General features: G+C 43.1%; 24 protein-coding genes. All 24 read left to right on the plus strand.

What is annotated here, in order from left to right; genetic code table 11:
• Positions 1-276 precede the first annotated feature (276 nt).
• The 24 genes from D6853_RS13650 to asnB all read left to right on the plus strand — a co-directional run bounded on the left by D6853_RS13650 (position 277) and on the right by asnB (position 25,518).
• On the plus strand, positions 277-1,998 hold the full coding sequence (locus D6853_RS13650) for an XAC2610-related protein (RefSeq protein WP_207667220.1): 1,722 nt from the start codon (positions 277-279) through the stop codon (positions 1,996-1,998).
• A gap of 21 nt (positions 1,999-2,019) precedes the next feature.
• Positions 2,020-2,481 (plus strand): hypothetical protein, encoded by a 462-nt coding sequence (locus D6853_RS13655; protein WP_120658566.1) that lies wholly within the window; start codon positions 2,020-2,022, stop codon positions 2,479-2,481.
• 101 nt (positions 2,482-2,582) lie between these two features.
• Positions 2,583-3,449 carry a hypothetical protein gene (locus D6853_RS13660; RefSeq protein ID WP_120658567.1) on the plus strand — a complete coding sequence of 289 codons (867 nt, stop codon included), beginning with the start codon at positions 2,583-2,585 and terminating at the stop codon, positions 3,447-3,449.
• A gap of 14 nt (positions 3,450-3,463) precedes the next feature.
• Positions 3,464-4,342, plus strand: coding sequence for a hypothetical protein (locus D6853_RS13665; RefSeq protein ID WP_120658568.1), 879 nt, complete (start codon positions 3,464-3,466; stop codon positions 4,340-4,342).
• Entirely contained in the window at positions 4,339-5,556 is a 1,218-nt protein-coding gene (locus D6853_RS13670) for an adenylosuccinate synthetase (RefSeq protein ID WP_120658569.1), read from the plus strand. Before D6853_RS13665 ends, D6853_RS13670 begins: the two co-directional genes overlap by 4 nt.
• Positions 5,557-5,569: 13 nt before the next feature.
• Positions 5,570-6,307, plus strand: a complete 738-nt coding sequence (locus D6853_RS13675; RefSeq protein ID WP_120658635.1) for a GH25 family lysozyme — start codon at positions 5,570-5,572, stop codon at positions 6,305-6,307.
• Positions 6,308-6,380: 73 nt separating this feature from the next.
• Positions 6,381-6,806: a zinc ribbon domain-containing protein gene (locus D6853_RS13680; RefSeq protein WP_120658570.1), complete on the plus strand. Its 426-nt coding sequence runs from the start codon at positions 6,381-6,383 to the stop codon at positions 6,804-6,806.
• A 25-nt stretch (positions 6,807-6,831) separates the two neighbouring features.
• Positions 6,832-8,613 (plus strand): hypothetical protein, encoded by a 1,782-nt coding sequence (locus D6853_RS13685; protein ID WP_120658571.1) that lies wholly within the window; start codon positions 6,832-6,834, stop codon positions 8,611-8,613.
• A 74-nt stretch (positions 8,614-8,687) separates the two neighbouring features.
• Entirely contained in the window at positions 8,688-9,461 is a 774-nt protein-coding gene (locus tag D6853_RS13690; protein ID WP_147367772.1) for a WG repeat-containing protein, read from the plus strand.
• Positions 9,462-9,463: 2 nt separating this feature from the next.
• Positions 9,464-9,988: a hypothetical protein gene (locus tag D6853_RS13695; RefSeq protein ID WP_120658573.1), complete on the plus strand. Its 525-nt coding sequence runs from the start codon at positions 9,464-9,466 to the stop codon at positions 9,986-9,988.
• 342 nt (positions 9,989-10,330) lie between these two features.
• Complete coding sequence (locus D6853_RS13700; RefSeq protein ID WP_120658574.1) at positions 10,331-11,371, plus strand: ATP-binding protein; 1,041 nt, start codon at positions 10,331-10,333, stop codon at positions 11,369-11,371.
• The gene (locus tag D6853_RS13705) at positions 11,364-12,002 is read left to right on the plus strand and encodes a sugar transferase (protein WP_120658575.1); all 639 of its coding nucleotides are present in this window, start codon (positions 11,364-11,366) and stop codon (positions 12,000-12,002) included. The genes D6853_RS13700 and D6853_RS13705 overlap by 8 nt, the downstream gene beginning before the upstream one ends.
• A complete protein-coding gene (locus D6853_RS13710; protein WP_120658576.1) occupies positions 11,959-12,906 on the plus strand; it encodes a 1-aminocyclopropane-1-carboxylate deaminase/D-cysteine desulfhydrase in 948 nt (315 codons plus the stop codon). Before D6853_RS13705 ends, D6853_RS13710 begins: the two co-directional genes overlap by 44 nt.
• Positions 12,906-13,880 carry an ATP-grasp domain-containing protein gene (locus D6853_RS13715; RefSeq protein WP_199713043.1) on the plus strand — a complete coding sequence of 325 codons (975 nt, stop codon included), beginning with the start codon at positions 12,906-12,908 and terminating at the stop codon, positions 13,878-13,880. Before D6853_RS13710 ends, D6853_RS13715 begins: the two co-directional genes overlap by 1 nt.
• A 1-nt stretch (position 13,881) precedes the next feature.
• Positions 13,882-14,982: a glycosyltransferase family 4 protein gene (locus D6853_RS13720; RefSeq protein ID WP_120658578.1), complete on the plus strand. Its 1,101-nt coding sequence runs from the start codon at positions 13,882-13,884 to the stop codon at positions 14,980-14,982.
• Positions 14,983-15,008: 26 nt separating this feature from the next.
• The gene (locus tag D6853_RS13725; RefSeq protein WP_120658579.1) at positions 15,009-16,325 is read left to right on the plus strand and encodes a nucleotide sugar dehydrogenase; all 1,317 of its coding nucleotides are present in this window, start codon (positions 15,009-15,011) and stop codon (positions 16,323-16,325) included.
• Between the two features lie 39 nt (positions 16,326-16,364).
• Positions 16,365-17,339, plus strand: coding sequence for an SDR family oxidoreductase (locus D6853_RS13730; protein WP_120658580.1), 975 nt, complete (start codon positions 16,365-16,367; stop codon positions 17,337-17,339).
• Positions 17,336-18,082, plus strand: coding sequence for a DUF2334 domain-containing protein (locus D6853_RS13735; protein ID WP_092245537.1), 747 nt, complete (start codon positions 17,336-17,338; stop codon positions 18,080-18,082). The genes D6853_RS13730 and D6853_RS13735 overlap by 4 nt, the downstream gene beginning before the upstream one ends.
• A gap of 23 nt (positions 18,083-18,105) precedes the next feature.
• Positions 18,106-19,548, plus strand: a complete 1,443-nt coding sequence (locus D6853_RS13740) for a glycosyltransferase (protein ID WP_120658581.1) — start codon at positions 18,106-18,108, stop codon at positions 19,546-19,548.
• Entirely contained in the window at positions 19,548-20,747 is a 1,200-nt protein-coding gene (locus D6853_RS13745; protein ID WP_120658582.1) for a glycosyltransferase, read from the plus strand. The genes D6853_RS13740 and D6853_RS13745 overlap by 1 nt, the downstream gene beginning before the upstream one ends.
• Complete coding sequence (locus D6853_RS13750; RefSeq protein WP_120658583.1) at positions 20,747-21,682, plus strand: methionyl-tRNA formyltransferase; 936 nt, start codon at positions 20,747-20,749, stop codon at positions 21,680-21,682. The genes D6853_RS13745 and D6853_RS13750 overlap by 1 nt, the downstream gene beginning before the upstream one ends.
• A 2-nt stretch (positions 21,683-21,684) precedes the next feature.
• A complete protein-coding gene (locus tag D6853_RS13755; protein WP_120658584.1) occupies positions 21,685-22,791 on the plus strand; it encodes a glycosyltransferase in 1,107 nt (368 codons plus the stop codon).
• Positions 22,792-22,804: 13 nt separating this feature from the next.
• Entirely contained in the window at positions 22,805-23,566 is a 762-nt protein-coding gene (locus D6853_RS13760) for a hypothetical protein (protein WP_120658585.1), read from the plus strand.
• Between the two features lie 8 nt (positions 23,567-23,574).
• Positions 23,575-25,518 (plus strand): asparagine synthase (glutamine-hydrolyzing), encoded by a 1,944-nt coding sequence (gene asnB, locus D6853_RS13765; protein ID WP_120658586.1) that lies wholly within the window; start codon positions 23,575-23,577, stop codon positions 25,516-25,518.
• Positions 25,519-25,562 lie beyond the last annotated feature (44 nt).

Raw genomic sequence — 25,562 nt, forward strand, 5'->3', positions numbered from 1 at the left:
AATATCATCCTCAAAGTTTTTATTGCAATTGTATTGATCAGAAGAATATTGGATTATCTGGCGGAGATTTATTGGAAAAACGGCGCAAAGAACAAGAGTGTGAAATTTAAAATGAGAAAATTGCGGCTGGGAATAATTTTTCTGATAAGTCCTGTGATTATTAATTATTTATATGTCGCAGACTTAAGACATCGCAATTTTAATATTATATACGGATATATATTCATTTGTTATTTACTTGGATTAGTACAATATATCCTTTTGCTGCGAGAAAGCATGTCCGGATATGTCAACAGTTTAAGCCCTGAAGAGGAGCCATATGCCCGAAAATGGTTCTTTTATTGGGAGTGGGATCGATATAATCCCATTTCGATGATTGACAGAGTGCTGTCCGCATTTGCAGAGATCTTATTTGGAGATAAAAAAAGGGAGACTATTATTATTTCTGTATCTGCCACGTTGATGTTGCTGACTGTTATTTGCAACGGAATATATGTAGGTGGTAAATACAGAATCGATAATCCACCAACAGAAGAGCTTTCCAAGATTACTTCAAGCCGAGCGATATATGATGATCCGTGTATAGATTGTCCCGAAGTAGAAAACGGAAGTTTGAAGGTGTATAGATACTCAAAGGATAATCTAACTCCCGTTAACAGTAAGATTCATAAAGTAAAGTATGGGATTGCTACAGATGATGGTGTGAACACAGGTGCTAAATATCCAGTCAAAATAAGCTTTGAAAAGGGTTTATCCGAGGATGGACTCGGACATATAATCGATTATCACGGAAATGTGGTGTTGACGTTGCCTAAGATTGCCCTAAGCCGCATTTCGGCAAAAACTAAGTTTTATAGAGAGGTTTTTGCAAAAGAAAGAAGACAAATTAGTTTTGGTAAAATAGATGGAACAGATAGAGTCGTAGTCTTAGGAGAAAATGGTTCTAAAAGGTTGCTGGCAGATAATGGATCTGCGATTTTTTATTCCGAAGTGCTAGGAAGCTATGGAATGTGTGATAAGAATGGCAAAATCATTGTAAAGCCTGAACAGATTGATTACACAAGATCTCGATTGGAAACAGAAAAAATCTGTATGTTTCATAAGGATGACGGTGCATATATCTACAACTATGATGGTAAAGATATAACCGGAAAAATACTTGAGAGCTACTATAGCGGTTTAGAATTCATCAAAAATGATCATGAATTGGATTGCGTTATTTATTGCTATGACAATACCAAAACAGGAACCGGAGATATAAATGCTCATGATTATCTTAGAGTGGTCGATTATGAAGGAAATATAATAGCAGACAATATTATATATTGCCGGAAAATTGACTCGAATAAGTACCTGCTTACTTTGGAAGATAACAGGCAATACATATTGACAGGGTCAGATGGTAAGCCGGTTATAATTGAGGAAGAAGGGGGATTTTTATCGGATGATGAGACTATAAATGAAAAGCTAATGCAAGATGTGAAAATTCGCAGAGGAGAAAAAGTAGAATCCGCCGCATGGGTTGATGAAGACCATAGTTTATACCGCGTTTCGATAGAGCGTACAGAAGAGGTAGAAGGAGAATATGCTCATCTAAGGGACTATTTTTTCTTAAAGAATAATGAAAAAACAATTTCATTTATGGTGGATTATCCTTCAAAAAGCGATTACATGTATAGTGAGCGATACGTGTTTGACGCATGTGATTTTAATGCTGCATATGTTGATGTGAATTTTGATGGACACAAAGACGTCGTCATTTCCTTGGGACATCAAGGCGTTGCAGGAGAAGAAGTACATTGCGCATACATATATGACAATAGTGGGGAATTCGTATATACAAAATCATTTGAAATAGTCCCAAATTACTTTATTGATGAGGAAGAGAATGTTCTTAAGGGCTCATACGGATCAGGTCCCGGCGGACACGTAGAACTAACGTATAAATATGAAAATGGCGAATTTGCAAAGATATCTGAAGAGAAGAAGCCTAACTAGATTCAAGGAGTGTTTCGTAAAATGAACAAGATGCGTATAAAACCAATAATCACATTGACACTTGTACTTGTTTTACTAATTTGTGTAACAGCCTGCACAAACGATAGAACGGCCGTAAGCGAGGCTAAATCAAGCGTAAGCACTGATATAAGTGCTGCCGAGAAGTTTTTCCCTTCATTGGAAGGCGCTAAGGAGATCGAATGGGAGCAGGTTACTTTGGGTAGCGGAAACGACAGAGCTCCCGGACCGGCTGACTATAAATTTCAGGGATACATAGTGTTGTCGGATGATGCAGCTTCGAAGTACACTTCATCTTACGATTTCGCAGAGGCTAAGCCTGATGTGACATTTGAGAACATCAAGGAGCGCGAAGGCAATTGGAAATATTCGGAGGATTTCTGCAAAGACATAATTCCCGAGTACTATTTGGGCTCGGTATGGATAGACGGAAATACTGTTCTTTTTTCCGTGTCAACGACCTGATCTTAAGAAATGGCGGGTGACAAAGAGATTATGAAAAAAGCAATGCTATAATTGATGAAGTGCTTGAGATAATCGGGCCTATGGAAGATGAGGAATAAATTATGATCACTTACACATGTAGAAATTGCGGTGGACAGCTTAAACTCTCGGATGCGGGAGGATTTACTTGCAAATATTGCGGAAGCAGAGCATATATGTCTGATTCCGAGCTTAGAGGTAATGATGAATTCCGAAAGAAGATCATTTCCTTTTGGATGGCCAAAGCCGTAGAAAAAGATAATGATTATTCGGGCGATACGCTTTGGGAAGAGAACGGAAACGTCAGCTATGAGATGGACAACGGGCAGGCGCTTAGGATCGCATATATGGATAAGTACGTGTATCCGCGCATGATATGCTATCTTGCCAAAAGAAATGTCGTATATATATTTGATGATTCCAGAGAGGCCGATCTGTTCCTTGGCGGTTTGCGAAAGCTCATTTTTCCCGAGGCAGACATGAAGCTCGACAGGTGTTTTCCTGTGATAAAGCAGAGAGTATCACTTAAGGACGGAAAGGAAGCTCTGGTTTTCGAGCGTAAGCCGTATTTTTATCCCGCGGAAATATTTGCGCCGTATAAAGCCGAGCATCTGGCATGGGTTATTTCACGAATGGAGAATATCTGCTGCGCATTTGAATATTCAGAGATCACGCACGGAGATATCAGCCCGTCCAGCGTTTTTGTCAATCCGTTGACGCACGAGGGAATGCTTTTTGGAGACTGGAGATTGGTAGGAAGAAAAAGAGCCGGTGTAGACCTTGAACATGTAAGGACAGCCGCAAAGAAAATAAGCGGAGGAGACGGCGGAATTACTCTGCTTACAGAATTTTTGAACTCGATTCCCAAAGGGGATGCTTACGCAGACTTTGAATATTGGGATACAGTTATAGAAAAAGGTTTTGGTGGACACAAATTTATTAAGATGTAAAAGGAGAAAAAAGAATGGGTTACGGAAGTTATTCGGCATCGGATTGGAAGAAGCTTAAGCAAAGCAGAAATCTGTCTCAGGGACAGAACGTAGAGGAAGTGTTTAAAAGAAGGAGCTGCGATCCTAAATTCGATCCTAAGTTTATCGGGACAAGAGAATGTTTCGATTCCGCAGATCATCCCAATACGACACCTATTGTAGTGGGCCTTGATGTTACTGCTTCAATGGGATATGTTGCCGTAGAAGTTGCTACAAATGCGCTTAACGAGCTTATTACAAAGTTATATTCAACAGGAGCTGTGGATGATCCTGCGCTTATGTGCGCGGCATACGGCGATTATCAGGACGCTTCTCCGCTTCAGGTAACACAGTTTGAGTCAGATATTCGTATTGCGCAGCAGCTTCTTGAAATCTATTTTGAGAGCCGCGGAAACGGAGATGTTGTTCCTACATGTCTCTGGGAATTCCTGTCTCGTCACACCAATATTGACGCAGTAAATAAGAGAAATAAGAAAGGTTTTGTATTCACGATTGGAGATAATGCAACCATCAGAATTGACAGCGTTGATGATACGATCGGTCGAGTGATCGGAGATAATACGTCATATGGAGGACGAAAAGCCGTTCTTGAGGAGCTTCAAAAGAGCTTCTATGCGTTCCATATCATGATCGGCCCCAGAAACCCTAAGAATGATGACCTACTTCCCGGACATACCATCTATATTGACAGAAGCGAGATCGGACAGATTCCAGAGATCATCATAAGTACTATCCAGATGCAGAACGGAAAAGGCTTGGACGAAGTATTGAAACAGTGGGATGAACTCGAAGTTCCGAGCATCAGAAAAGCACTTGAGCAGATTTCATTAAGTGATAGCGGTATGCAGTTATGAAAGCTATTGCCGTTATCGGGAAAAACTTTGGTGATGAGGGTAAAGGCCTTGCTTGCGCTAGCCTTGCCCAAAAAGTAAAAAACACCCTCATCATCAAGCATAACGGCGGCGGACAGGCAGGACATACCGTTGAGGAAGCCGGCGGAAAGCGCTTTGTGCATCATCAGATTGGTTCCGGAGCGGAGTTTGGCGCGGATACTCTTTTGGCGGAGACTTTTCTTGCAGATCTGTATCAGCTTGGAAAAGAGCTTGAGGAGTTTAAGTCTCTTTATGGCTTCGCGCCTAGGATCTATGCAGAAAAAGATACCAAGATCACTGTTATAGACGACGTGCTTCGAAATATGTTCATAGAGTCTGCCCGCGGAAAAGAGCGTCATGGCAGCTGCGGAATGGGTATCGATGAGTGCCAAAAAAGAAACGCTCACGGATATGCCATTACAATGCAAGAAGTAAGTGACATGACGGCGAAGGATCTTTTCCAAAGGCTAAAGACTATTCGCAGTGAGTATGGCAGCAGGGATTTACAGAAGATAAAAGAAAAGTTTGAAACAAACAATCCCGGTGTGAAATCCGAGTACTATGAGATGCTTACGGATGATGAGGTTCTGGCATCTTTTTCCGAACATATAAAAGAAGGAATCGAAGCCGTGACCATTATAGATGCATCCAAAGACATGCTTGAAAAGTACGACCGGCTTATCTTTGAGACGGGGCAAGGGCTTCTTCTTGACGTGGACTACGAGCTTTATGCACCTCACCTTACTTCGTCCAAGACAGGGCTTCACAATATCGCTCTTTTTCTTGATAAGAGAGAAATGGCGCTTGATGAAGTTATCTATGTGACGAGATCCTATGTTACAAGGCACGGAAACGGGCCGCTTCCCTGCGAAGTAAAAAGAGATGAGCTTCCTGGCGTTGGCGTGGATCTGACCAATGTTACCAATGAGTGGCAGGGCAGCATCAGATACGCCAAGCATGAAAGCATCGAGGCTTTTGCAGCGCCCATAAAAGAAGATCTAAAGAGCGTCGAAAACAGTAAGAGTACCCGGAATACCTCAAAAGCTCTTTTGCTGACTCATCTTAATGAGACCAATGACATGGTTTATTTTGAAGATACGGACATCTCTGCAGATGAGCTTTCAAAAGAATTGACGACCGCTCATGGATTTGACAGGGTATACACCTCGCATTCCTGCTATGACACAGATATTTAAGGGAAAAGAAGCTATGAGATCAGTTTTTCGTAAGGCTGTTTTTATTCTGAGTGCGATAGCTTTGATTATGGCTGCGTTTGCACTGATGCTGTACTTTGGAATAATACATCCCAATAATCCGAGTAAGAAAAAATATCCCGTAAGAGGCGTCGATGTCTCTTCGTACCAAGGGGTTATAGATTGGAATGAACTAAGCGGCCGGAATATTGATTTTGCTTATATAAAGGCCACAGAAGGGTCATCTCATGTCGACCCTTACTTTAATGACAATTGGAATAATGCCAAAGAGACTGAGCTTTGCATCGGCGCATATCATTTTTTCAGTTTTGAGTCGTCAGGAGAAGACCAGGCGCAGCACATAATTGATACGGTTTCAAAAGATACTAAGATGCTCCCTTTGGTTATCGATGTTGAATACTACGGTGGCTTTAAGACAGTGGATGACATCGATGTTTCCAAAGTAAAAAAAGAGCTGAGAGCTTTGATAGATTTATTGGAAAAGGAATATGGTACCAAGCCTGTTATTTACGTTAGCAGTGATACTTATGAGACGATAATTCAAGATGATTTCAAGGATTGCGGCCTTTGGTACAGAAGCGTTTACATGAAGGTTCCAAAGGATGTTGACTGGACGTTTTGGCAATATTCCAATCGCCATGTTTTGCGCGGTTATAAGGGAAAAGAAAGATATATAGACATGAATATCTTTAACGGAACCAAAGAAGAGTTCTTAGATTTTTATGAAAAATAGGTCTTTGAATGTTATGATAGTAATTGTTGCCTTGAGCACAAAATAATATTCAAAAGACAAAGGAGAGAGAAATATGTTTATTGTATGGGGTACCCAGACCAAGAAAAAGAGTTATGCTTCAATAGGACCGGTAATATGTCCGAGTTGCGGAAGCTACGGAAGATACAATATTTTTAAGACGTACACGGTTTTGACATTCTTTTTCTTTATTCCCACATTCAGATGGGGCACACAGTTTTATGCGCAGTCAACTTGCTGCGGAGCATTGTATGCCCTCGATAAAGAGATTGGAAAGACTGTAGCAAGCGGAGTACCGGTTGAGATTAAACCTGAACATCTTAGTCTTATCAGAGCAGGTTATGTTCAGCAGGCACAGCCCGCACAGCCCGCTCAGCCTGTGCAGATCGTCAAAGATGTAGAGATGAAAAAGTGCTCTCAGTGCGGCACCGAAACATCTTCAGATGCAATGTTCTGCCCAAGCTGCGGCACGAAGTTTTGATTGTAATATAAGGGAAGAGTAATAAATGGAAAGGTCGAAGTTTAATTCAGGTACAATAAGAAAAGCTTTTTTGGCTATAGCGGTTTTTAATTTTGCGAATCTGATTCTGCATTTTATCAGCTGCTATTTTCCTGTTGTTTTCCTGCAGTTGGACTACGGCCTTTACATAGCTAAGATTTCGATATATCTGGCTTTATATCTGTTTCTTAAAAAGAATTTCGGAAATTGCTTTATTGTTTGCCAAAGATTAATTATGGCAACAATAGTGCTGGACGCGGCAGAATTATACTTGTCTAACATGATAAGTGAAATAATAGTACTGCCGTATATTTTGCTGTTGCTTGTCCTGATCAAGTTTATTATTGATTGCCTTTTATTCATGGAATATAAGTGTATCGCGATGCAGGAATCGTTTGTTGATCGCGATTACGAAAAGGTATTGGTAAACAGGGAAAATAATAGCTGGATCAAATTCAATGTATTCATTCTTGCCTGCTTCGGCGTAACCTTTTTTTCAAAGTGGCTTATTCTTTTATACTTTACGCTTTTTATGATGATTGTCAGATTTGTGTATGAGATCTTGATAATCAGAAGTGCTTCTCACGGTTTTAGATTTTGCGAAGGTCCCAAGGTCTTTGTTGAAGATAAGACACTTGCCTGGATGATCCATAGAACAGGTTTTTATAGGAAGAATAATAAATGCAATCCTGCTTTGAAAAAGTGTTTGCTTGGAGCTATCGGAATCATATTGCTTTTGGGTATATATGCGTATTTTTCATATGATGACAATATGGACCATGTGCAGCTTTCGAGTAAGCAAGAGTTAAAATATCGGGAGACCGAAGGCATTTCCTGTTATTATGTCTCTAATAAGATGCCCGAGTGGACAGGCTTAAGAAGAGAAAAGTTCGGATTTATCAATAATGAGACCGGAATGGATACGGGTGCTCGGTTTAAAAGTATCGACTTCGATAGAAACGGAATAACTTGGGATGGCGATGATAAGTACATTGACAGAAATGGCAATACGATTACTAAGATACCGTTTGCTGCACTGATCACCACATCGCATAGGCAGCACATTTTAAGGTATTTTGTGACTAACAGCCCCAGATTTTTGGATGGATATACATATGATTATTACGGACATGCATATGATGATCACGATGATTGTATAGATTACTGGAATTCAATGTCGGAACTGCGCGCTGAATATTTTAATAATTCAGTTTATTTTACCCCGGCTTTTCAAAGCGGAGTAAACGTTTTCTACAGTGGTTTTTATGATTGTTATGGGCTTTTAAGAAAAGACGGGACTATTGCTGCGAAGCCTGTATATAGATGGCTAGAACCTAATGATGATAGCAGCTTGGCCTATATACGAGATAAAAGAGGAAACCACGGAGTAATCAATTCCGATGGGAAGGTGCTTATAAAGCATATTAATTTTAGGTCTTGGGATTTTCACCTTTTTTCTAGTGACATAGGTGTTTTTGCATTTGAATCATGGGATGATAAATATATATACCAAACCAATAACGGTGAAAGGCTATATCATCTGATGGACAAGGACGGCAATGAGTGGGACGGCTTGTATTCATTTATGATACAAGGTACTCAAGTAAAAACATTTCACAAATACACAGGTGACTATGAGTATACAACAATAGCCGTATCAGATGGAAAAATATTGTTTGAGTCCGATCAATATGAGGAATTCATCGGTGAAAAAGAAGATGATGGAAGGGTTACCGAACTTATCGGAATAAAAAAGTCCGGTGAAAAAGAAACGATATATTTGGAATAAAACACAGGAGCAATCGGTCCAAACCGCCGATTGCTCCTGTATCACAAAGAATATGATTTGGAGTAAGTATAAAAGTGAAGAGTATATTTGCCAAGAAGTGGAGTTTACTTATAATTGCAGTACTAAGTGCCCTGGTGACAGGTCTTTTTTGTATGTATGAGGGAAGAGACAAGTTTAGCGAGTATTATATCGGGGCAGCGGATGAAAACTCTTTACTTGGAAACAAAAAGCTTAATATCCCTGAAATAGGCACCGTATCACAGAGCTTAAGATCATATCACACGGGCGCAGTCAGCAGCTTATTAGGAGAGATGATGTATTGTCATTATGACCGCGAGCCTAAAAATTTTGTTGGCGAGATCAATGGCGATCTGCCCATCCGTTTTTACAATGATGCGAAAGGCAAATACGGATATGTCGATAAAAACGGAAAAGTAATCATTAAAGAGGAATATGTCGATGCAGATGACTTTTCCGATATCGGAATTGCTGAAGTAGTACGCAATAATCGTGATTTATATAGAGCACGCCTTATTAATGCAAAAGGCGATATTATCACAGTAGTACCTGAGAGTACGGATGAGATCGGTTATAGCCTTATTAATTACCGTATTGATGATACGGATAAAGTGATATTTTATTCATATAAAGCCGAAAACCTAAATAAAACCGACATTTCTGCTGAGGAGTACTTTTACGTTATTACAGATTATTCGGGAAAGGTACGAGTTGAACTGACTAAGGAGCAAGTTAAAAGCATTGGACTTAGGGATGAGTACTTACATGGGACGATTGATAATGAATACATGAAAGATCTTAAGAAACAATGCAATTTTCCGGAGGATTGACAGTGAAAATAATGAAGAAAACAGTTAACAGACCACTGTTATCCTACATGATTGTAGTGATGATCCTGTCTGTGCTTGAGTTTGCAAATTATATAATTCAATATATTCCGGTGGCGGTGTTTCTGATTCTGGGATTTGTGAGAGCTTTTACAGTCTTTAAGATAGTTGATCATCTTAATATGGTAAAAGAGAAGATCAGTGAATCTAAAGATCGGGATTATCTTTTGAATACATGTAAAAAGAATTATTCCGCTGCAATATTTTCATATAATGCCTTGGCAATCATATGCTGCGTGGATGCGATCGTATCAACTGTGTCAACAATCCGAGGATTCTATGGCTATGCCAACGTGTTTATTGTATTTTTGGTGATTGAACACATACTTGATTTTGTTGGGATTACAAATCTTGTAGTGGTTCATACAGACAGATTGGGATTGTTCCTTCCGCTTGAAGAGATTTGGATCTTCTCCAATATCGCGATGGTGGGATTGGTTGGAATGGCATGTTTAAGTATGGTTCACTGACTTTTTTTCAGAATACCTCGGCTAGGCTTTTTGGGTTTTGTTATATGCGCGATAGTATCTTCCTGCTACAGACTCATCTACGCTACTGATGTGGAGCGCAATATAAAAAAGTATTTCGTAGAAAATAAAGAGTAAAATAATACACAGGAGCAATCGGTCCAAACCGCCGATTGCTCCTTTTTCATTGACTTCTCCTTGGTTTGGTGTATATTAATAGATATAAAGAGATATAAAAGGATATAAAGAGATATAAAAGAATTTTGAAGATATAAAGAGATATAAAAAGATATAAAAGAATCTCAAAGATATAAAGAGATATAAAAGAAACAAGTGGAGGTAAAAATGCAAAATCCGTTTTCAATTTCATTCGGAACACTTCCAACTCAATATATTTCAAGACTTACGCAGGCTAATCAGATACTTGATACATTCCGTGCAGATAAACCAGCCAATCACGTATATATGCTTACGGGCATCAGAGGTTCGGGTAAGACCGTTATGATGACGGATATATCCGAAAAGCTCAGAAAAGAAAAGGATTGGATCGTAGTGGAGATAAGTCCTGAGCGAGATATGCTCGAAGGACTTGCGGCTGCGCTTTACGCCATTCCTGAGCTTTATGCACTGTTTGTAAAGGCTAAGCTTGATTTCTCCGCGCTTGGACTTGGTGTGTCTATTGAAAATTCCGCACCCATCACAGATATTGAGGTTGCGGTAAACAGAATGCTTGAGCATATAACCAAGGCAGGAAAGAAGCTGCTGGTAACGGTTGATGAAGTGACAAACAATCCCAATGTAAAAGTATTTTCAGCGGCTATTCAGATATATCTAAGACGCGGATATAATGTGTTCCTGATCATGACAGGACTCTATGATAACCTGTACGATCTGCAGAATGAAAAGACACTTACATTCCTGTACAGAGCACCGAAAATTATAATGGACCCGCTCAATTATACAGCAATAGTCTCGCATTATAAGAAAACATTTGATATTGATAACAGCAAGGCGGAGTACATGGCCAAGCTCACAAAAGGCTATTCTTTTGCTTTCCAGGTACTCGGATATCTGATGTGGGAGAGCAAGAACAAGGATATAGACGAGCTTCTTCCGCAGTACGATCAGTATCTTGATGAGTACATTTATGATAAAATATGGTCTGAAATGTCAGAGACGGACAAAAAAGTTGTCGCCTATATCGCAACAAGCGGTGAGACCAATGTCGGCAAGATAAGAAAGCACCTTGATATGACAACGCCGCAGTTTTCAGTGTACAGAGACAGGCTCAAGAGAAAAGGCGTTATCAGCACGGCGCAGTACGGCTATATTTCGCTTCTTTTGCCCAGGTTTGATGAATATGTGAGGATGCATTCGGATGTCTAATTCATTTTACGCCAAATACATAAAAAGACTCATCGACATAATCCTGTCGCTGCTCGTTATAGTGCTGTTTTGCTGGCTGTACGCGATCGTGGCGATACTTGTGAGAGTTAAACTCGGAAGCCCGGTACTGTTTAAGCAGGCGCGCCCGGGTAAGGATGAGAAGATCTTCAACATGTTCAAGTTCAGGACGATGACGGATGAGAGAGATGCAAACGGCGAGCTTCTTCCCGATGAAATAAGACTAACCAAGTTCGGAAGCTTTCTTAGGAAAACGAGCCTTGACGAGCTTCCCGAGTTTTTTAACATCCTAAAAGGCGACATGTCCTTCATAGGCCCGAGGCCCCTTCTTGTTAAGTATCTTCCTTACTACAACGAAAGGGAACGCCTTCGCCACAGCATAAGGCCCGGACTTACCGGATGGGCGCAGGCTCATGGCAGGAACGCAATCTCTTGGGAAAAGAAATTTGAATACGATGTCTGGTATGTGGAACACATGTCGTTCCTTACAGACATTAGGGTTATAATAGATACCGTAAAGGCAGTACTTCACAGCGAGGGAGTCGCTTTAAACGCATTGGAGGATTTTGATGAATACAGGAAACATCAAACCCACACCGATACACAAACTTGATGATAACGAGCTTTCTTTCCTTTATGTCAAAAGAGAGGACATGATCCCCTACTCTTTTGGCGGCAACAAGGCAAGAAAAGCTCTGTTGTTTTTTGAAGAGATAGACAAAAAAGGCGCTGACGTTGTCGTAACCTACGGAAGCAGCCATTCCAATCATTGCAGAGTTGTAGCCAATATGGCGGCTGCAAGGAACATTCCCTGCATTATAATAGGCCCCGAGGAAGTGAGCGATACGACTTACAACAGTGTCCTTATGGAGCTCTTTGGAGCCAAGATCATAACGGTTCCCGTAGACAAGGTGCATGACACTATAGAAGCAGAGCTGGCGCGCCTAAGAGGCGAGGGCAAGAACCCTTATTTCATCCAAGGCGGCGGGCACGGCAACATCGGAACCGAGAGCTACGTAAGATGCTACAAAGAGATAAAGTCCTATGAAAAAGAGACGGGAATAAAATTCGACTATATCTTTTTTGCCACGGGAACAGGCACAACTCAGGCAGGACTCGTCTGTGGACAGCTGATGGAAGAGGATGACAGACATATCGTCGGGATCAGCATCGCAAGAAAGAATCCCAGAGGCCGAGATGTCGTGCTGGACAGCATTTATGAGTATCTTGATGCCAAGGCTTTTTCTTATGATAAGAGCGATGTCGAAGCAAAGACTGTGTTTATCGATGATTACACGGGCGACGGCTACGGCAAGGACAGCAAAGAAATAGAGAACATTATAAAAGAATCCATGATAAAATACGGAATGCCGCTTGATGCCACGTACACAGGCAAGGCATTTTGCGGAATGAAAGACTACATCAAAAAGAATAACTTGGAGGATAAGAAAATTCTTTTTATCCATACAGGCGGAACGCCGCTTTTCTTTGATGAATTAAACAATTGGAGAGCATGATGAATATTTTGGTACTTAGCGCCGGAACAAGAGACAAGGTTGTCAGATATTTTAAGGAAACACTAAAGGGCAATGGAAGCGTGATCGCGACCGATTGCAGCAACTTAGCGCCCGCTATATATGACGCCGACAAGGCTTACATTGTTCCGAGGATCGATGCGCCCGATTACATCGACAAGGTCCTCGATATCTGTAAAAAAGAAAAAATAGACGGAGTCTTTTCACTTATAGATCCCGAGCTTTCGCTTATCGCCAAGGAGCGTGCGAGGTTTGAAGAAGTCGGAACTACGCCGATCGTATCAAGCTACGACCTTTGCGAGATGAGCCTTGATAAGTACGCGATGTACAAGTTCCTTACGGAAAAGGGCATCTCAACAGGAAAGTGCTACATCGACAAGGATAGCTTTTACAAGGCAAAGGCAGCAGGCGAGATTGCTTATCCCGTCTTCGTTAAGCCAAGACTTGGAAGTGCCAGCCTGAACATCAACATGGTTAATACCGACGAGGAGATAAACACTCTTTTTGATATATACGACGATCTCATGATCCAGGAATACATGAAGGGACAGGAGTACGGCGCCGATATCTACATCGACATGATCTCGGGCAAGTGTGTTTCGATATTCCTTAAGAAAAAGATCAAGATGAGAGCCGGCGAGACCGACAAATCCGTTTCGGTAAAGGATCCCGAGCTTTTCGATAAGCTTGCGCAGTTTGCGGAGGAGAGCGGCTATAGAGGAATGATCGACGCAGATCTGTTCCTCGATAACGGAAAGTGGTATCTGTCCGAGATCAATCCGAGATTCGGCGGAGGATATCCTCACGCATACGAGTGCGGCGTCAACTTCCCGCAGTTTGTTATAAATAACCTTGAGGGAAAAGAAAATGCTCCATCGATAGGAGAATACAAAGAAGGCATCTACATGATGAAATACAACGATCTGTTGGTGCTTCCGGAGAGTGAGCTTATCTGATATGAAAAAAGCACTGATACTTGCAAATTCATCAAGCGGACTCTACGACTTCAGAAATGAGCTGCTGCTTGGGCTCATGGATGAAGGCTTTGAAGTCGTGGTGAGTCTTCCCGATGACCTCAAGAACAAAGAATTAAACGACGAGGGCTGCAGAGTGGTCCACACCGATATTAACAGGCGCGGAGTCAATCCCGTCCAGGACCTCGGACTTCTTTTTTCCTATATCAAATTGATAAAAAAAGAAAAGCCTAGCGTAGTCATCACATATACCATAAAGCCCAATATCTACGGCGGCGTGGCGTGCAGATTCTTAAGAGTTCCCTACGTGTCGACGGTCACGGGGCTCGGAACGACCTTTGAAAGAGGCGGAATGCTGCTAAAGCTCATAGTGTTCATGTATAAGACGGCACTCAAGAAATGCCGCTGTCTCTTTTTCCAGAACAGTCATAACAAAGACGTATTCGAAAGCCACGGCATCAAGGCCAAGAAGCACGTCGTTGTGAACGGCTCCGGAGTTAATCTTGATAAGCACAAGAAGGAAGACTATCCCGGACACGCGGACGACGTGACGAGATTTCTTTATATCGGTAGGATAATGAAGGAAAAGGGCACGGACGAGTATCTCTATGCGGCAAAAGAGCTGCATGAGAAGTACGGTGACAGAGTTTCTTTTGCGGGAATCGGATATTTCGACGACGAGTACGAGGACAAGGTAAAAGAAGCGCAGGAAGAGGGCTATTTCAAGATGATATCTTATCAGCCCGACATTCACCCTTATATAAAAGAAAGCGACGCGATCGTTCATCCTTCTTATCACGAGGGAATGTCAAACGTACTGATGGAGGCTTCTGCGACGGGAAGACCCGTCATTGCTTCTGATATCAGCGGATGCAGGGAGATTGTTGATAAAGACAAGTCGGGATTTCTGTTTGCTCCAAGGGATAAGGAAGCTCTTTTACATGCTCTGGACAGATTCATGGCGCTTACGACAGAAGAGCGCAAAGCCATGGGAGAAGCGGCTCGGAGCTATGTTGAGCAGAAGTTTGACAGGAGTAGTATAATATTGACGTATATTAATGAGATAAAAGAGATTATTATCTAAAGATATTATTTTGTGGAGGAATCACAATGGGTTTGTATGAAAAGCTCCTTTCGGGAGAAGAGAAATTATCACTTGTAGGACTTGGATATGTCGGCATGCCTATCGCCGTAGCATATGCCAAGAAGATCAAGGTTGTAGGATATGACTTTAACGCAGCTAAGGTTGATCTTTATAAAAAGGGAATCGACCCCACAAGAGAAGTCGGAGATGACGCTATCAAGGAGACAAGCGTAGAGTTTACGGCAGATCCCGAGAAGCTTCGCGAGTGCAAGTTCCACGTAGTGGCTGTTCCTACACCGGTTAATGACGATCACACACCCGATCTTTCACCTGTAGAGGGAGCAAGCCATACACTTGGTAAGTACCTTACAAAGGGAAGCATCGTAGTATACGAGTCAACGGTTTATCCCGGAGTAACAGAGGATATCTGCGTGCCTATCCTTGAAGCTGAGTCAGGTCTTAAGTGCGGCGTTGATTTCAAGGTAGGATATTCACCCGAGCGTATCAACCCCGGTGACAAGGTGCACAGACTTGATACTATTACCAAGATCGTTTCAGGTATGGACGAAGAGACTCTTGAGGAAGTGGCTAAGGTTTACAGCCTTGTTGCACTTGCAGGAGTTTATAAAGCACAGTCTATCAAGGTTGCAGAGGCAGCCAAGGTTATCGAGAATTCACAGCGTGATATCAATATCGCTTTCATGAACGAGCTTTCAATGATCTTCCACAAGATGGACATCGATACAAAGAGCGTTCTCGAGGCAGCCGGAACAAAGTGGAACTTCCTTAAGTTCTTCCCCGGTCTCGTAGGCGGTCACTGCATCGGCGTTGACCCTTATTACCTCACATACAAGGCTGAGGAGCTTGGATATCACTCACAGATCATTCTTTCGGGACGTAGAATTAATGACGATATGGGTAAGTACATCGCCGAGTCCCTTGTAAAGAATCTTATCTCAGCTGATATCGCGGTTAAGAATGCCAAGGTTGCAATTCTTGGATTCACATTCAAGGAGAACTGCCCCGATACACGTAACACTAAGGTTATCGATATCTACAACGAGCTCGGAGAGTACGGAATCACTCCTGTTGTTGTCGATCCCGAGGCTGATTCTGACGAAGCTAAAAGACTCTATGGCATCGACTTTGACAGCATTGATGCCGTTAAAGATATGGATGCGGTTATCGTTGCGGTTGCTCACAAGGAGTTTGAGAGCTACAAGCCCGCTGATATCGCGAAGTTCTTCAATGCTTCCCACAAGACCAAAGTGTTCATGGATCTTAAGGGAATCTACGATATGAACGATTATAAAGCGCCGGAATTCGATTACTGGCGTCTATAAGAGCGGAACTTCCTTATTTTTTAGATTGGTGGTAATGATATGAGTTACAAAGAACTTACATTTGACAAAGACAGCGTTTTCCTCGTAACCGGAGGCGCGGGCTTCATCGGATCCAACATCTGCGAAGCACTTCTTGATATGGGTTACACAGTAAGATGCATGGATAACCTCTCAACAGGGCACATCGAGAACATCCAGCCCTTTATGAGCAACGAGAGATTTACTTTTATTCAGGACGACATCAGAGATCTTGATGCCTGCCTTAAGGCAACGGAAGGCGTCACCTACGTTCTCAACGAGGCGGCTTGGGGAAGCGTTCCCAGAAGTATCGAGATGCCTCTTTTGTACGAGGAGATCAACATCCGCGGAACACTCAACATGATGGAAGCTTCAAGACAGAACGGCGTTAAGAAGTTCGTTTATGCTTCAAGCTCATCTGTTTACGGTGATTCCACAATCCTTCCCAAGAAGGAAGGACAGGAAGGAAATGTTCTTTCTCCCTATGCTCTTACCAAGAAGGTTGACGAAGAGTACGGTAAGCTTTACAAGAAGCTCTACGGACTTGATACATACGGACTTCGTTATTTCAACGTATTCGGAAGAAGACAGGATCCCAACGGTGCATATGCAGCCGTAATCCCTAAGTTCCTTAAACAGCTTATGAACGGCGAGACACCTACCATTAACGGTGACGGTAAGCAGTCTCGTGACTTTACATATGTAGACAACGTTGTTGAGGGTAACCTCAGAGCTTGTCTTGCTTCATCAGAGGCAGCAGGTGAAGCTTACAACATCGGTGCGGGCGGAAGAGAGTTCCTTATCGATGTTTATCATCACCTTACAGATGCACTCGGACTTGATGTAGAGCCTATCTACGGACCTCCTCGTGCCGGTGATATCAGAGATTCCAACGCCGACATCAGCAAGGCAAGAAAGAATCTCGGTTACGATCCTTCATATGATTTCAAGGCAGGAATCAAGCTTGCCATTGATTGGTACAAAGAGAATTTATGAAGATAACTGTTCGTTTGGATGACATAACACCTGATATGGATTGGGACAAATTCGAGAGATTCAAGAAAGTGCTCGATGCGCATGATATCAAGCCTCTCATAGGTGTTGTTCCCGATAATAAGGATGAGAAATTAAGCTGTGGACCTTTTCGTGAGGACTTTTGGAACTATATAAAAGAGCTCCGGGACAGCGGATGGGTCATTGCACTTCACGGCTTTAATCACATTTATACCACCAAGGAACCCGGCCTTTTCCCCGTTGGCGGAAAGTCTGAGTTCGCAGGACAGCCATATTCCGTTCAGGACGACATGCTCAGGGAAGCAAGAAGGATATTTAAGAGCCACGATATCAACACCGATATCTTCATGGCGCCTTCCCATTCCTTTGACAAGAAGACGATCAAGTCTCTTAAGAAAAACGGAATATACAAGATAACCGACGGCTTCGGAAGAGCGCCCTATTCCAGATTCGGAATGACCTTCTATCCGATCTCGGTTAAAAAGAGCAGCAGTATCAAGGACAAAAGAGACGGCTTCACAACCTTTGTCTATCACGTAAACACCATGAACGACAAGGATTTTGAGAATTTCGAGAAGCTTTTTGAACAGGCCGACGTAGTTTCTTTTTCCGAATTTATGAATGTAGAACCTACAGAACGCAGCTTCTTTGGGAATCTGGCAGAGTTTATAACAGCTAAGACCAAATTTACGGTAATGAAGCTTCGGAGCAGAAAAGGAAACTGACCGAAGCGCAGCGAGGGGATAAAATGGAAGATAACTATGGTCAGATAAGAGTCTTACATGTTCTCGGAGGACTTGGAGTAGGCGGCGCTGAGTGCAGGATCATCGATCTATATCGCAATATGGACAGGGACAGGATTCAGTTTGATTTTCTTGTCCATTGTTCACCTGAAAAGACAGGAAAAAAGAGTCCGACTTCTGACGAACTTATGAAGGTTCGAGAGCCGGACTATTTTGATTCCAGCGTATATAAGCTGGGCGGAAGGATATTCTGCCTTCCGAAATTTGTAGGAACCAATTACGCCGAGTACAAAGCGGCCATAAAAAGATTTTTTGCCGAGCATAAAGATGAGTGGAAGGTGGTACAGGGCCACATGACGAGTACCGCAGCCATTTATCTTCCTATCGCAAAAAAGAACGGAGTTCCCATCTGCGTTGCTCATGCAAGAAGCGCGGGTGTCGACAAGGGTGTAAAAGGCCTTGCGACAAGATTTCTCAGGACACCCCTTCAAAAAGAGGGTATATGCGATTACAACTTCGCGTGCTCAAAAGAGGCCGGATATTCGGTATTCGGACAGACGCTTATGGATCAGGGAAGCGTTCGCATCATTCCAAATGCCGTAGACCTCAAGAACTTTGCTTACAACGAAGAAACAAGAAATAAGATAAGAGGCGAGCTTGGACTTTCCAATGCCGTTGTAATAGGACATGTCGGAAGCTTCAGATACGCCAAGAACCACGAGTTCTTGCTACAGGTATTTACGCAGCTTTGCAGACTTCTTGATAATGACGACTTAAACGAATACAGCATGCTCCACGGCATGAGAGTAAGACTTCTAATGCTCGGAACGGGTCCTCTTATGGATGAGATGAGAAGGCTCGCCGACAGGCTACATATATACGACAGATGTATTTTTGCAGGCAATAAGAGTAATGCCTCGGATTATTACCAGGCGATGGATTACTTCTGCTTCCCTTCAAGATACGAAGGTCTTCCCGGCAGTGTCATAGAGGCGCAGGCAGCGGGACTTCAGTGCCTGGTTTCAGATCAGGTTACTCCCGAAGTTAATGTAACTGAGCTTGTTTCAATGCGAAGCATTAACTCGGACCCCAGAGATTGGGCGAGGAAGATACTCGAAGATCTCATGCTTCAGGGAGACGCCGATAAGGATATTTTCAGTGAAGAGATCAAGCTCAATCAGACGTTTACGCAGATAGCCGGTGAGAGAAAAGAGAGCGTCTTTGAAAACGAGGATACGCCCGATTTTGACTTACTTGATGCCGGTACCGGATTCGATACGATAAACACGGCGCCCAAGCATTCGATAAGCCATATCGATTCCGGCTTTTCCATAGGAAACAGAAAAGAGTCATCGGAGCACATACTTAATGAACTCCGCGCAGCAGGCTTTGACGTAAAGAGCCAGGCCAAGATGATGGCTTATTTCTACGAAAGAGGACATTTTTGATGAATAATAACAAAAAGAACCTGATGCTCATGGTTCCGATGCTCCATCAGGGCGGATTTGAGCGTGTGTGCATCAAGACTGCAAGACTCATGCAGGACTTTTACAACGTTTATATTCTTATTTTCAGTTCAAAAGATATCAACTTCGACATCGAGGGGCTGAATGTCATAGACATTGATGTACTCTCGAAAAAAGGCGTTGTAAATAAAATAATAAATGTTATTAAAAGAGTCAAAAAGACAAAAAAGATCAAGAAAGAACTCGGAATAGATATTTCCTACAGCTTCGGAAGTTCGGCCAACTATGTCAACGTTCTATCCAGGGGAAAAGAAAAGGTTCTGACCGGACTTCGTTGTCAGACCGATATGGAGCGAAGCGACCAGATAAAGCTTTTTTGCAGCAGATCAGATCAGGTTCTTTCTTGTTCAAAAGAGATAGTAAGACAGCTCCTTAAAGACTATAACTACGATAAGAGCACATATATTTATAATCCTTTGGATACGGATGATATCTGCGAAAAGGGAAGCGAACCTGTCGAGGATTTCCCTTTTAAGGGAGAGGACCTCAAGGTCATTTCCACCATGGGAAGAAACGATTACATCAAAGGAATCTGGCATCTCGTCAAGGCTTTTTCACTGGTCCACGAGAAATGCCCGAATGCAAGGCTTGTAATAGCCGGTGCGGGAAATTGGAGTGCTTACAAGGAGCTTGCCAATGAGCTCAACATAGAAAACGAGGTTGCGTTTACCGGAATGAAGAAGAATCCGTTCCCTTACGTTGCGGCTTCCGACGTATATGTCTGCAGCTCCAACCACGAGGGCTTTCCAAATGCGGTCCTTGAAGCAATGGCACTTAAAAAGCCCGTTGTTTCCGCTGACTGTAAGACAGGGCCCAGAGAGATCCTATTAAGCTCTGAGCAGTACGAGGATCTTATTTCAAGGATTCCTAACGGAGACAGCACCAAGGAAGCTATTGAAGGTGAATATGGCATTCTCGTTCCCGATATGGGCGAAGAGGTCGACATGAACCCCGAGAACATCACGGACGGAGAGAAGATACTTGCGGACAAGATTCTTTCTCTTTTGACTGATGACAATAAGCTTTCTCATTATTCGGAAAAAGCGGGAGAGAGAGCTCTTTTCTATACTCCCGATAAGTACAAAGACAGTATTCATGAGATATTCAAGAGGTATGAGTGATGCATTACAAGGTAGTAGTCTTCGGTGTGAAAGATACATCGGAAAACATAATAGATTTCATAGAAAAGGAGCTCTGCAAGGTTGACCTTGTCATGACCATTGCGCCCAAGGTCCTTGAGCACAATCAGGTCTCCGGCTTTAAGGGACTTTCTTTTTTGACAGAGAAATACGGAATTCCCGTTTACGAAGCAGAGAGCTATTTCCTTAATGACGACAAGACGGTAGAGTTTATAAAGAACAACACCTTCGATCTCGGAATCGTAATGGGCTGGCAGAGACTTATCCCTCCGCATGTTCTTGATGCGTTTAAGGCCGGAATCTACGGCTTCCACGGAAACAGCGGATACTTGCCCTTCGGAAGAGGCAGATCGCCCCTTAACTGGTCAATGATCCTCGGAGATACCAGATTTAACCTCAATCTCTTCAGATACGACGAGAAGGCCGATAGCCCCAACGTCTTTGCTACGGAGATGTTCCAGATAAACGAGCACGACGATATAAGGACCGCGCAGTACAAGAACATGATCTGCTCCAAGAGCCTAATCAGGAAGCTTGTGACAACATATATGGAAAAGGGAGAAATTCCCATTCATACAGATTCAAAAGACTTTGATTCATGGTACAATAAACGTACGGCTGCGGACGGTAAAATAGATTTTCACGAAAGAACCAGAAACATCTACAACCTCATCAGAGGCGTTGCGGCGCCTTTCCCCGGAGCATTCTGCTATGCGGGCGAGGATAGCGATGAGAACAAAGTTACCGTTTGGCAGGCTCATCCTTTTGATGAGATGATAGATTTCTCGGGATATGCGCCCGGAGAGATCGCCGATGTCTTTGACGGTAAGCCTATCGTAAGGACCGTGGACGGCTCACTCATCATTGATAAATACGATTCCACCAAGGAATTAGTTACAGGAATGGTACTCAGATAATTATGAAAACAATAGCATTTCACCTCAACTGCCTTGTGCAGGGCGGCGCGGAGCGAGTTGTCTCCAACCTCGCCAATCAGTTCGCCAAGGAAGGCTACAAGGTATACGTGGCAACGGAATGGGTGGACGAGAACGAGTTCGCCCTTGACGAAAAGGTCACGAGAGTCCATGTAGGCCTGCGTGAGGGTGATGAAAAGAAGAACAGAATAGCCAAGTTCTTTTTAAGGATCAAATACCTTAGAGAATTCGTTAAGAACTATCATCCGGACGTTCTTATCGCCTTTGCCCAGAGAGCCAATTACAGGGCGCTCATGGCGGCAGGTAAGAGCGATGTTCCTGTGGTCATTTCCATAAGGACAGACCCGGTGGGACATTACGATGCTATTTCGGACAAGATACAGATAGCCTGGCTGTTTGACAGAGCTGCGGGTTGCGTCTTCCAGACGACGGGACAAAAAGAGTTCTTTAAGCCTTATCTTCAGGACAATTCGCAGATCATACTCAATCCGATCAATCCCAAGTATTTCGGGTTAAAAAAGCCTGAGCAGCGCGAAAAGTCTGTTGTTCATCACGCAAGGCTGGTCGACTTCAAAAATCAGCCCATGCTGTGCGAAGCTTTTATAAAGGTTCACGAAAAGCACCCCGATTACGTGCTTAAGATCTACGGTCCCGACTCTTTTGACGGAACCAAGGAAATACTTGATAAGATCATCGCAGACAACCACGCCGAGGACTACATCCTTCTTATGGGCGGAAGCGACGAGTTGGAAAAAGAAATCCCGAAGGGCGCTGTTTATGCCTTTTCATCCGACTGGGAAGGACTTCCCAATTCGCTTCTTGAAGCGATGGCGATGGGAATGCCCATTGTTGCGACGGATTGCCCTTGCGGCGGACCTAGGACCGTTATGCAGGACGGCGTGAACGGACTTCTTGTTCCGATAAAGGATCCCGATGCTATGGCTGAGGGTATCTGCAAACTTATTGAAGACAGAGAGTTTGCCGAGAGACTTGGAGACGAGGCAAGAAAGATAGAACAGATCGCAAATGCGGAAGCTGTATTTATACAGTGGAGAGATTATCTTGAAAAGGTAATAGGCGAAAAGAAGTAATAGGAGAGAAGTAATGTTTTCATTTGATGATTACAGAGAAATACTTAGAGTTGTAAAAGAGACAGGGCTTAACGCCACATATGAGGAAGCGCTCAACAGAGATTCATTTATCATCTTAAGACACGACGTTGAGTATTCCGTAGAAAGAGCTTACGCCCTTTCAAAGGTTGAAGAGAGCATGGATATGAGATCCACTTTCTTTTTCCAGTGGACCAACAACTCTTACAACATCTTATCTAGAAAGAACAGAGATATCCTTACCGATATGCATGAGAGAGGCCAGCACATCGGCCTTCACTTTGCGCTCAACGGTATGACCGATATGGAGCTCATAAGAAAGAGGATCAAGCAGGAAATCGATATGCTGAGCGATATGCTTGGATTTAACATCACATCTTTTTCCATTCACAGACCGTCACCCGACGTTCTTGCAGAGAATATCAAGCTTCCCGGTATCATCAATGCGTACCAGGATGAGTTCTTCTCTTTTGACCCTCAGGCGAAGCCCGATTCAAAGCTTGATGTAAAGTACATGTCGGATGCCAACCATATCTGGAGATACGGCTATCCCGACGAGGAGACCATCAAGGCCAACAAGAGAGTGCAGATCCTTACACATCCTTTTGCATGGACCAAGAAGGGCTATGACAACCTTGATAATTACAAGACACTTGTAAACGAGAAGTACATTGAGCTCATTGATTCCATCGACAATGAGTGTAAGGACTTCGGACCACTTCGTGACAACTTCGAAAAACTTCCTGTGGAGCTTTAATACATACAATGTGCGGAATTTGCGGATATATTTCTAAAAAGAGAATAACTGAAGAACAGCTTCGCATCATGAACGATACCATGTATCACAGAGGCCCCGATGACAGCGGTGTTGAACTGTATCAGGGTGCGAACGATTATATCATAGGCTTTGCCCAGAGAAGACTTTCGATCCTTGATCTGTCGCCTTTGGGACATCAGCCAATGCACTCGGAAAACGGCAGGATCTCTGTCGTTTACAACGGCGAGATCTACAATTTCCTTGAGCTCAAAAAAGAGCTTTCGGATTACACTTTTAAGTCGAACTGCGATACCGAGGTCATTATCGCCGCGTACCTTAAATGGGGCATCGACATGGTCGATCACATTCACGGTATGTTTGCGATCGCTCTTTACGACAGAGAGACCGATGACGTTTATCTTATCAGAGACAGGATCGGTAAGAAGCCTCTTTTCTATTGGGTAGACGGCAAGAATCTCGTGTTCGCATCAGAGCTTAAGCCTATCATGAAATGCCCCGGTTTTAAGCCTGAAATAAGAAAACAGGTGTTATCCAGATTCCTTCTTCAGCAGTACATCATGGCGCCCGACACGGTGTTCACTGATGTCTATAAGCTTGAAGCCGGTTCATATCTTAAGTTCCATAACGGCGAGATCATTAAAAAGAAATATTGGAACATCAAAGATGTTTATAAAAAGATGAGCGCAGATCCCGTTAGAAGCTATGAAGAGGCTAAAGAGGGACTTAAGGAGCGCTTAAAGAAGTCCGTTGCGAACAGAATGATCGCGGACGTTCCGCTCGGTACATTCCTTTCCGGAGGGTACGATTCATCGCTTGTAACCGCGATAGCGCAGGAATTGTCGGATCAGCCCGTTAAGACCTTCTGTATCGGATTTGACGTTCCAAGGTTCAACGAGGCCGAGTACGCCAAAGAGATCGCAAAGCATCTCGGCACGGACCACACTGAGGTTTACATCACGGAAAGAGAGATGTTTGATCTTGTCAGCAGCATCCCTCAGTACTACGATGAGCCTTTTGCGGACAACTCGCAGATACCTTCTATGCTCGTAAGTAAGGTTGCCAAGAAGGACGTTACCGTTGCTCTTTCGGGAGACGGCGGAGATGAGTTCTTCTGCGGCTATAACATATATGAAAACGTAAGACAGGCGCAGCTTCTCGATATTCCGGGTGCGATCGTGCACGGAATAGGACAGATCCCCGTGGGAAGCGGCAAGCTTCTTGATAAGATGCCTTTCAGAGTCAAGGTCGTTGCCAATAACCGCAATCCCGAGACTAAGACACAGCTTGTTTCGGAGGGCTATATCAAGTCCTGTCACGCATTTATCTCAGGAAAAGAAGAGATGGATATTCCGATGAGCGCGCTTGATTATATCGCTACGGATTACAACCTTGGTATCAACAAGCAGCCGATTCTTTTCCCTGTTGAGAGCCTCTACGGAGTAAGGGACTTCCAGGTAAGGAGAATGCTCCTTGATATGGACACCTATCTTCCCGAGGATATTCTTGTTAAAATGGACAGAGCTTCCATGAAGTACTCACTTGAGTCGAGATGTCCTATAATGGATACGGAAGTTATGGAGTATTCGTTCAGGATACCGCATAAATATAAGTTCTATAAGGGAGATAAAAAGCATATTCTTAAAGATCTTGCTTATGACTATATTCCCAAAGAGCTTTTGGAAAGACCAAAGACCGGTTTCGGCGTTCCGATGGATCAGTGGCTTCGCGGTCCTTTGAAGGAACAGCTTCTTGATTACAGCAGCACGTCTTTCCTTAAGAAGCAGGATATATTTGATGTAGACTATGTATCCGAATTTATCAACAATTATGTGGTTAACGGCGACGGCGGCCCCGCAACGGGAGCCAACTACAGCAAGATCGCGTGGTCGTTCTACATTTTTCAGCAATGGTACAATTACCATATGACATGATTCAGGGGAAGCGGAGTGCGGATTCCTGTTTGAAGTAAAAGGAG

It is taken from the genome of Butyrivibrio sp. X503 (assembly GCF_003625475.1).
Lineage (GTDB): Bacteria > Bacillota > Clostridia > Lachnospirales > Lachnospiraceae > Butyrivibrio.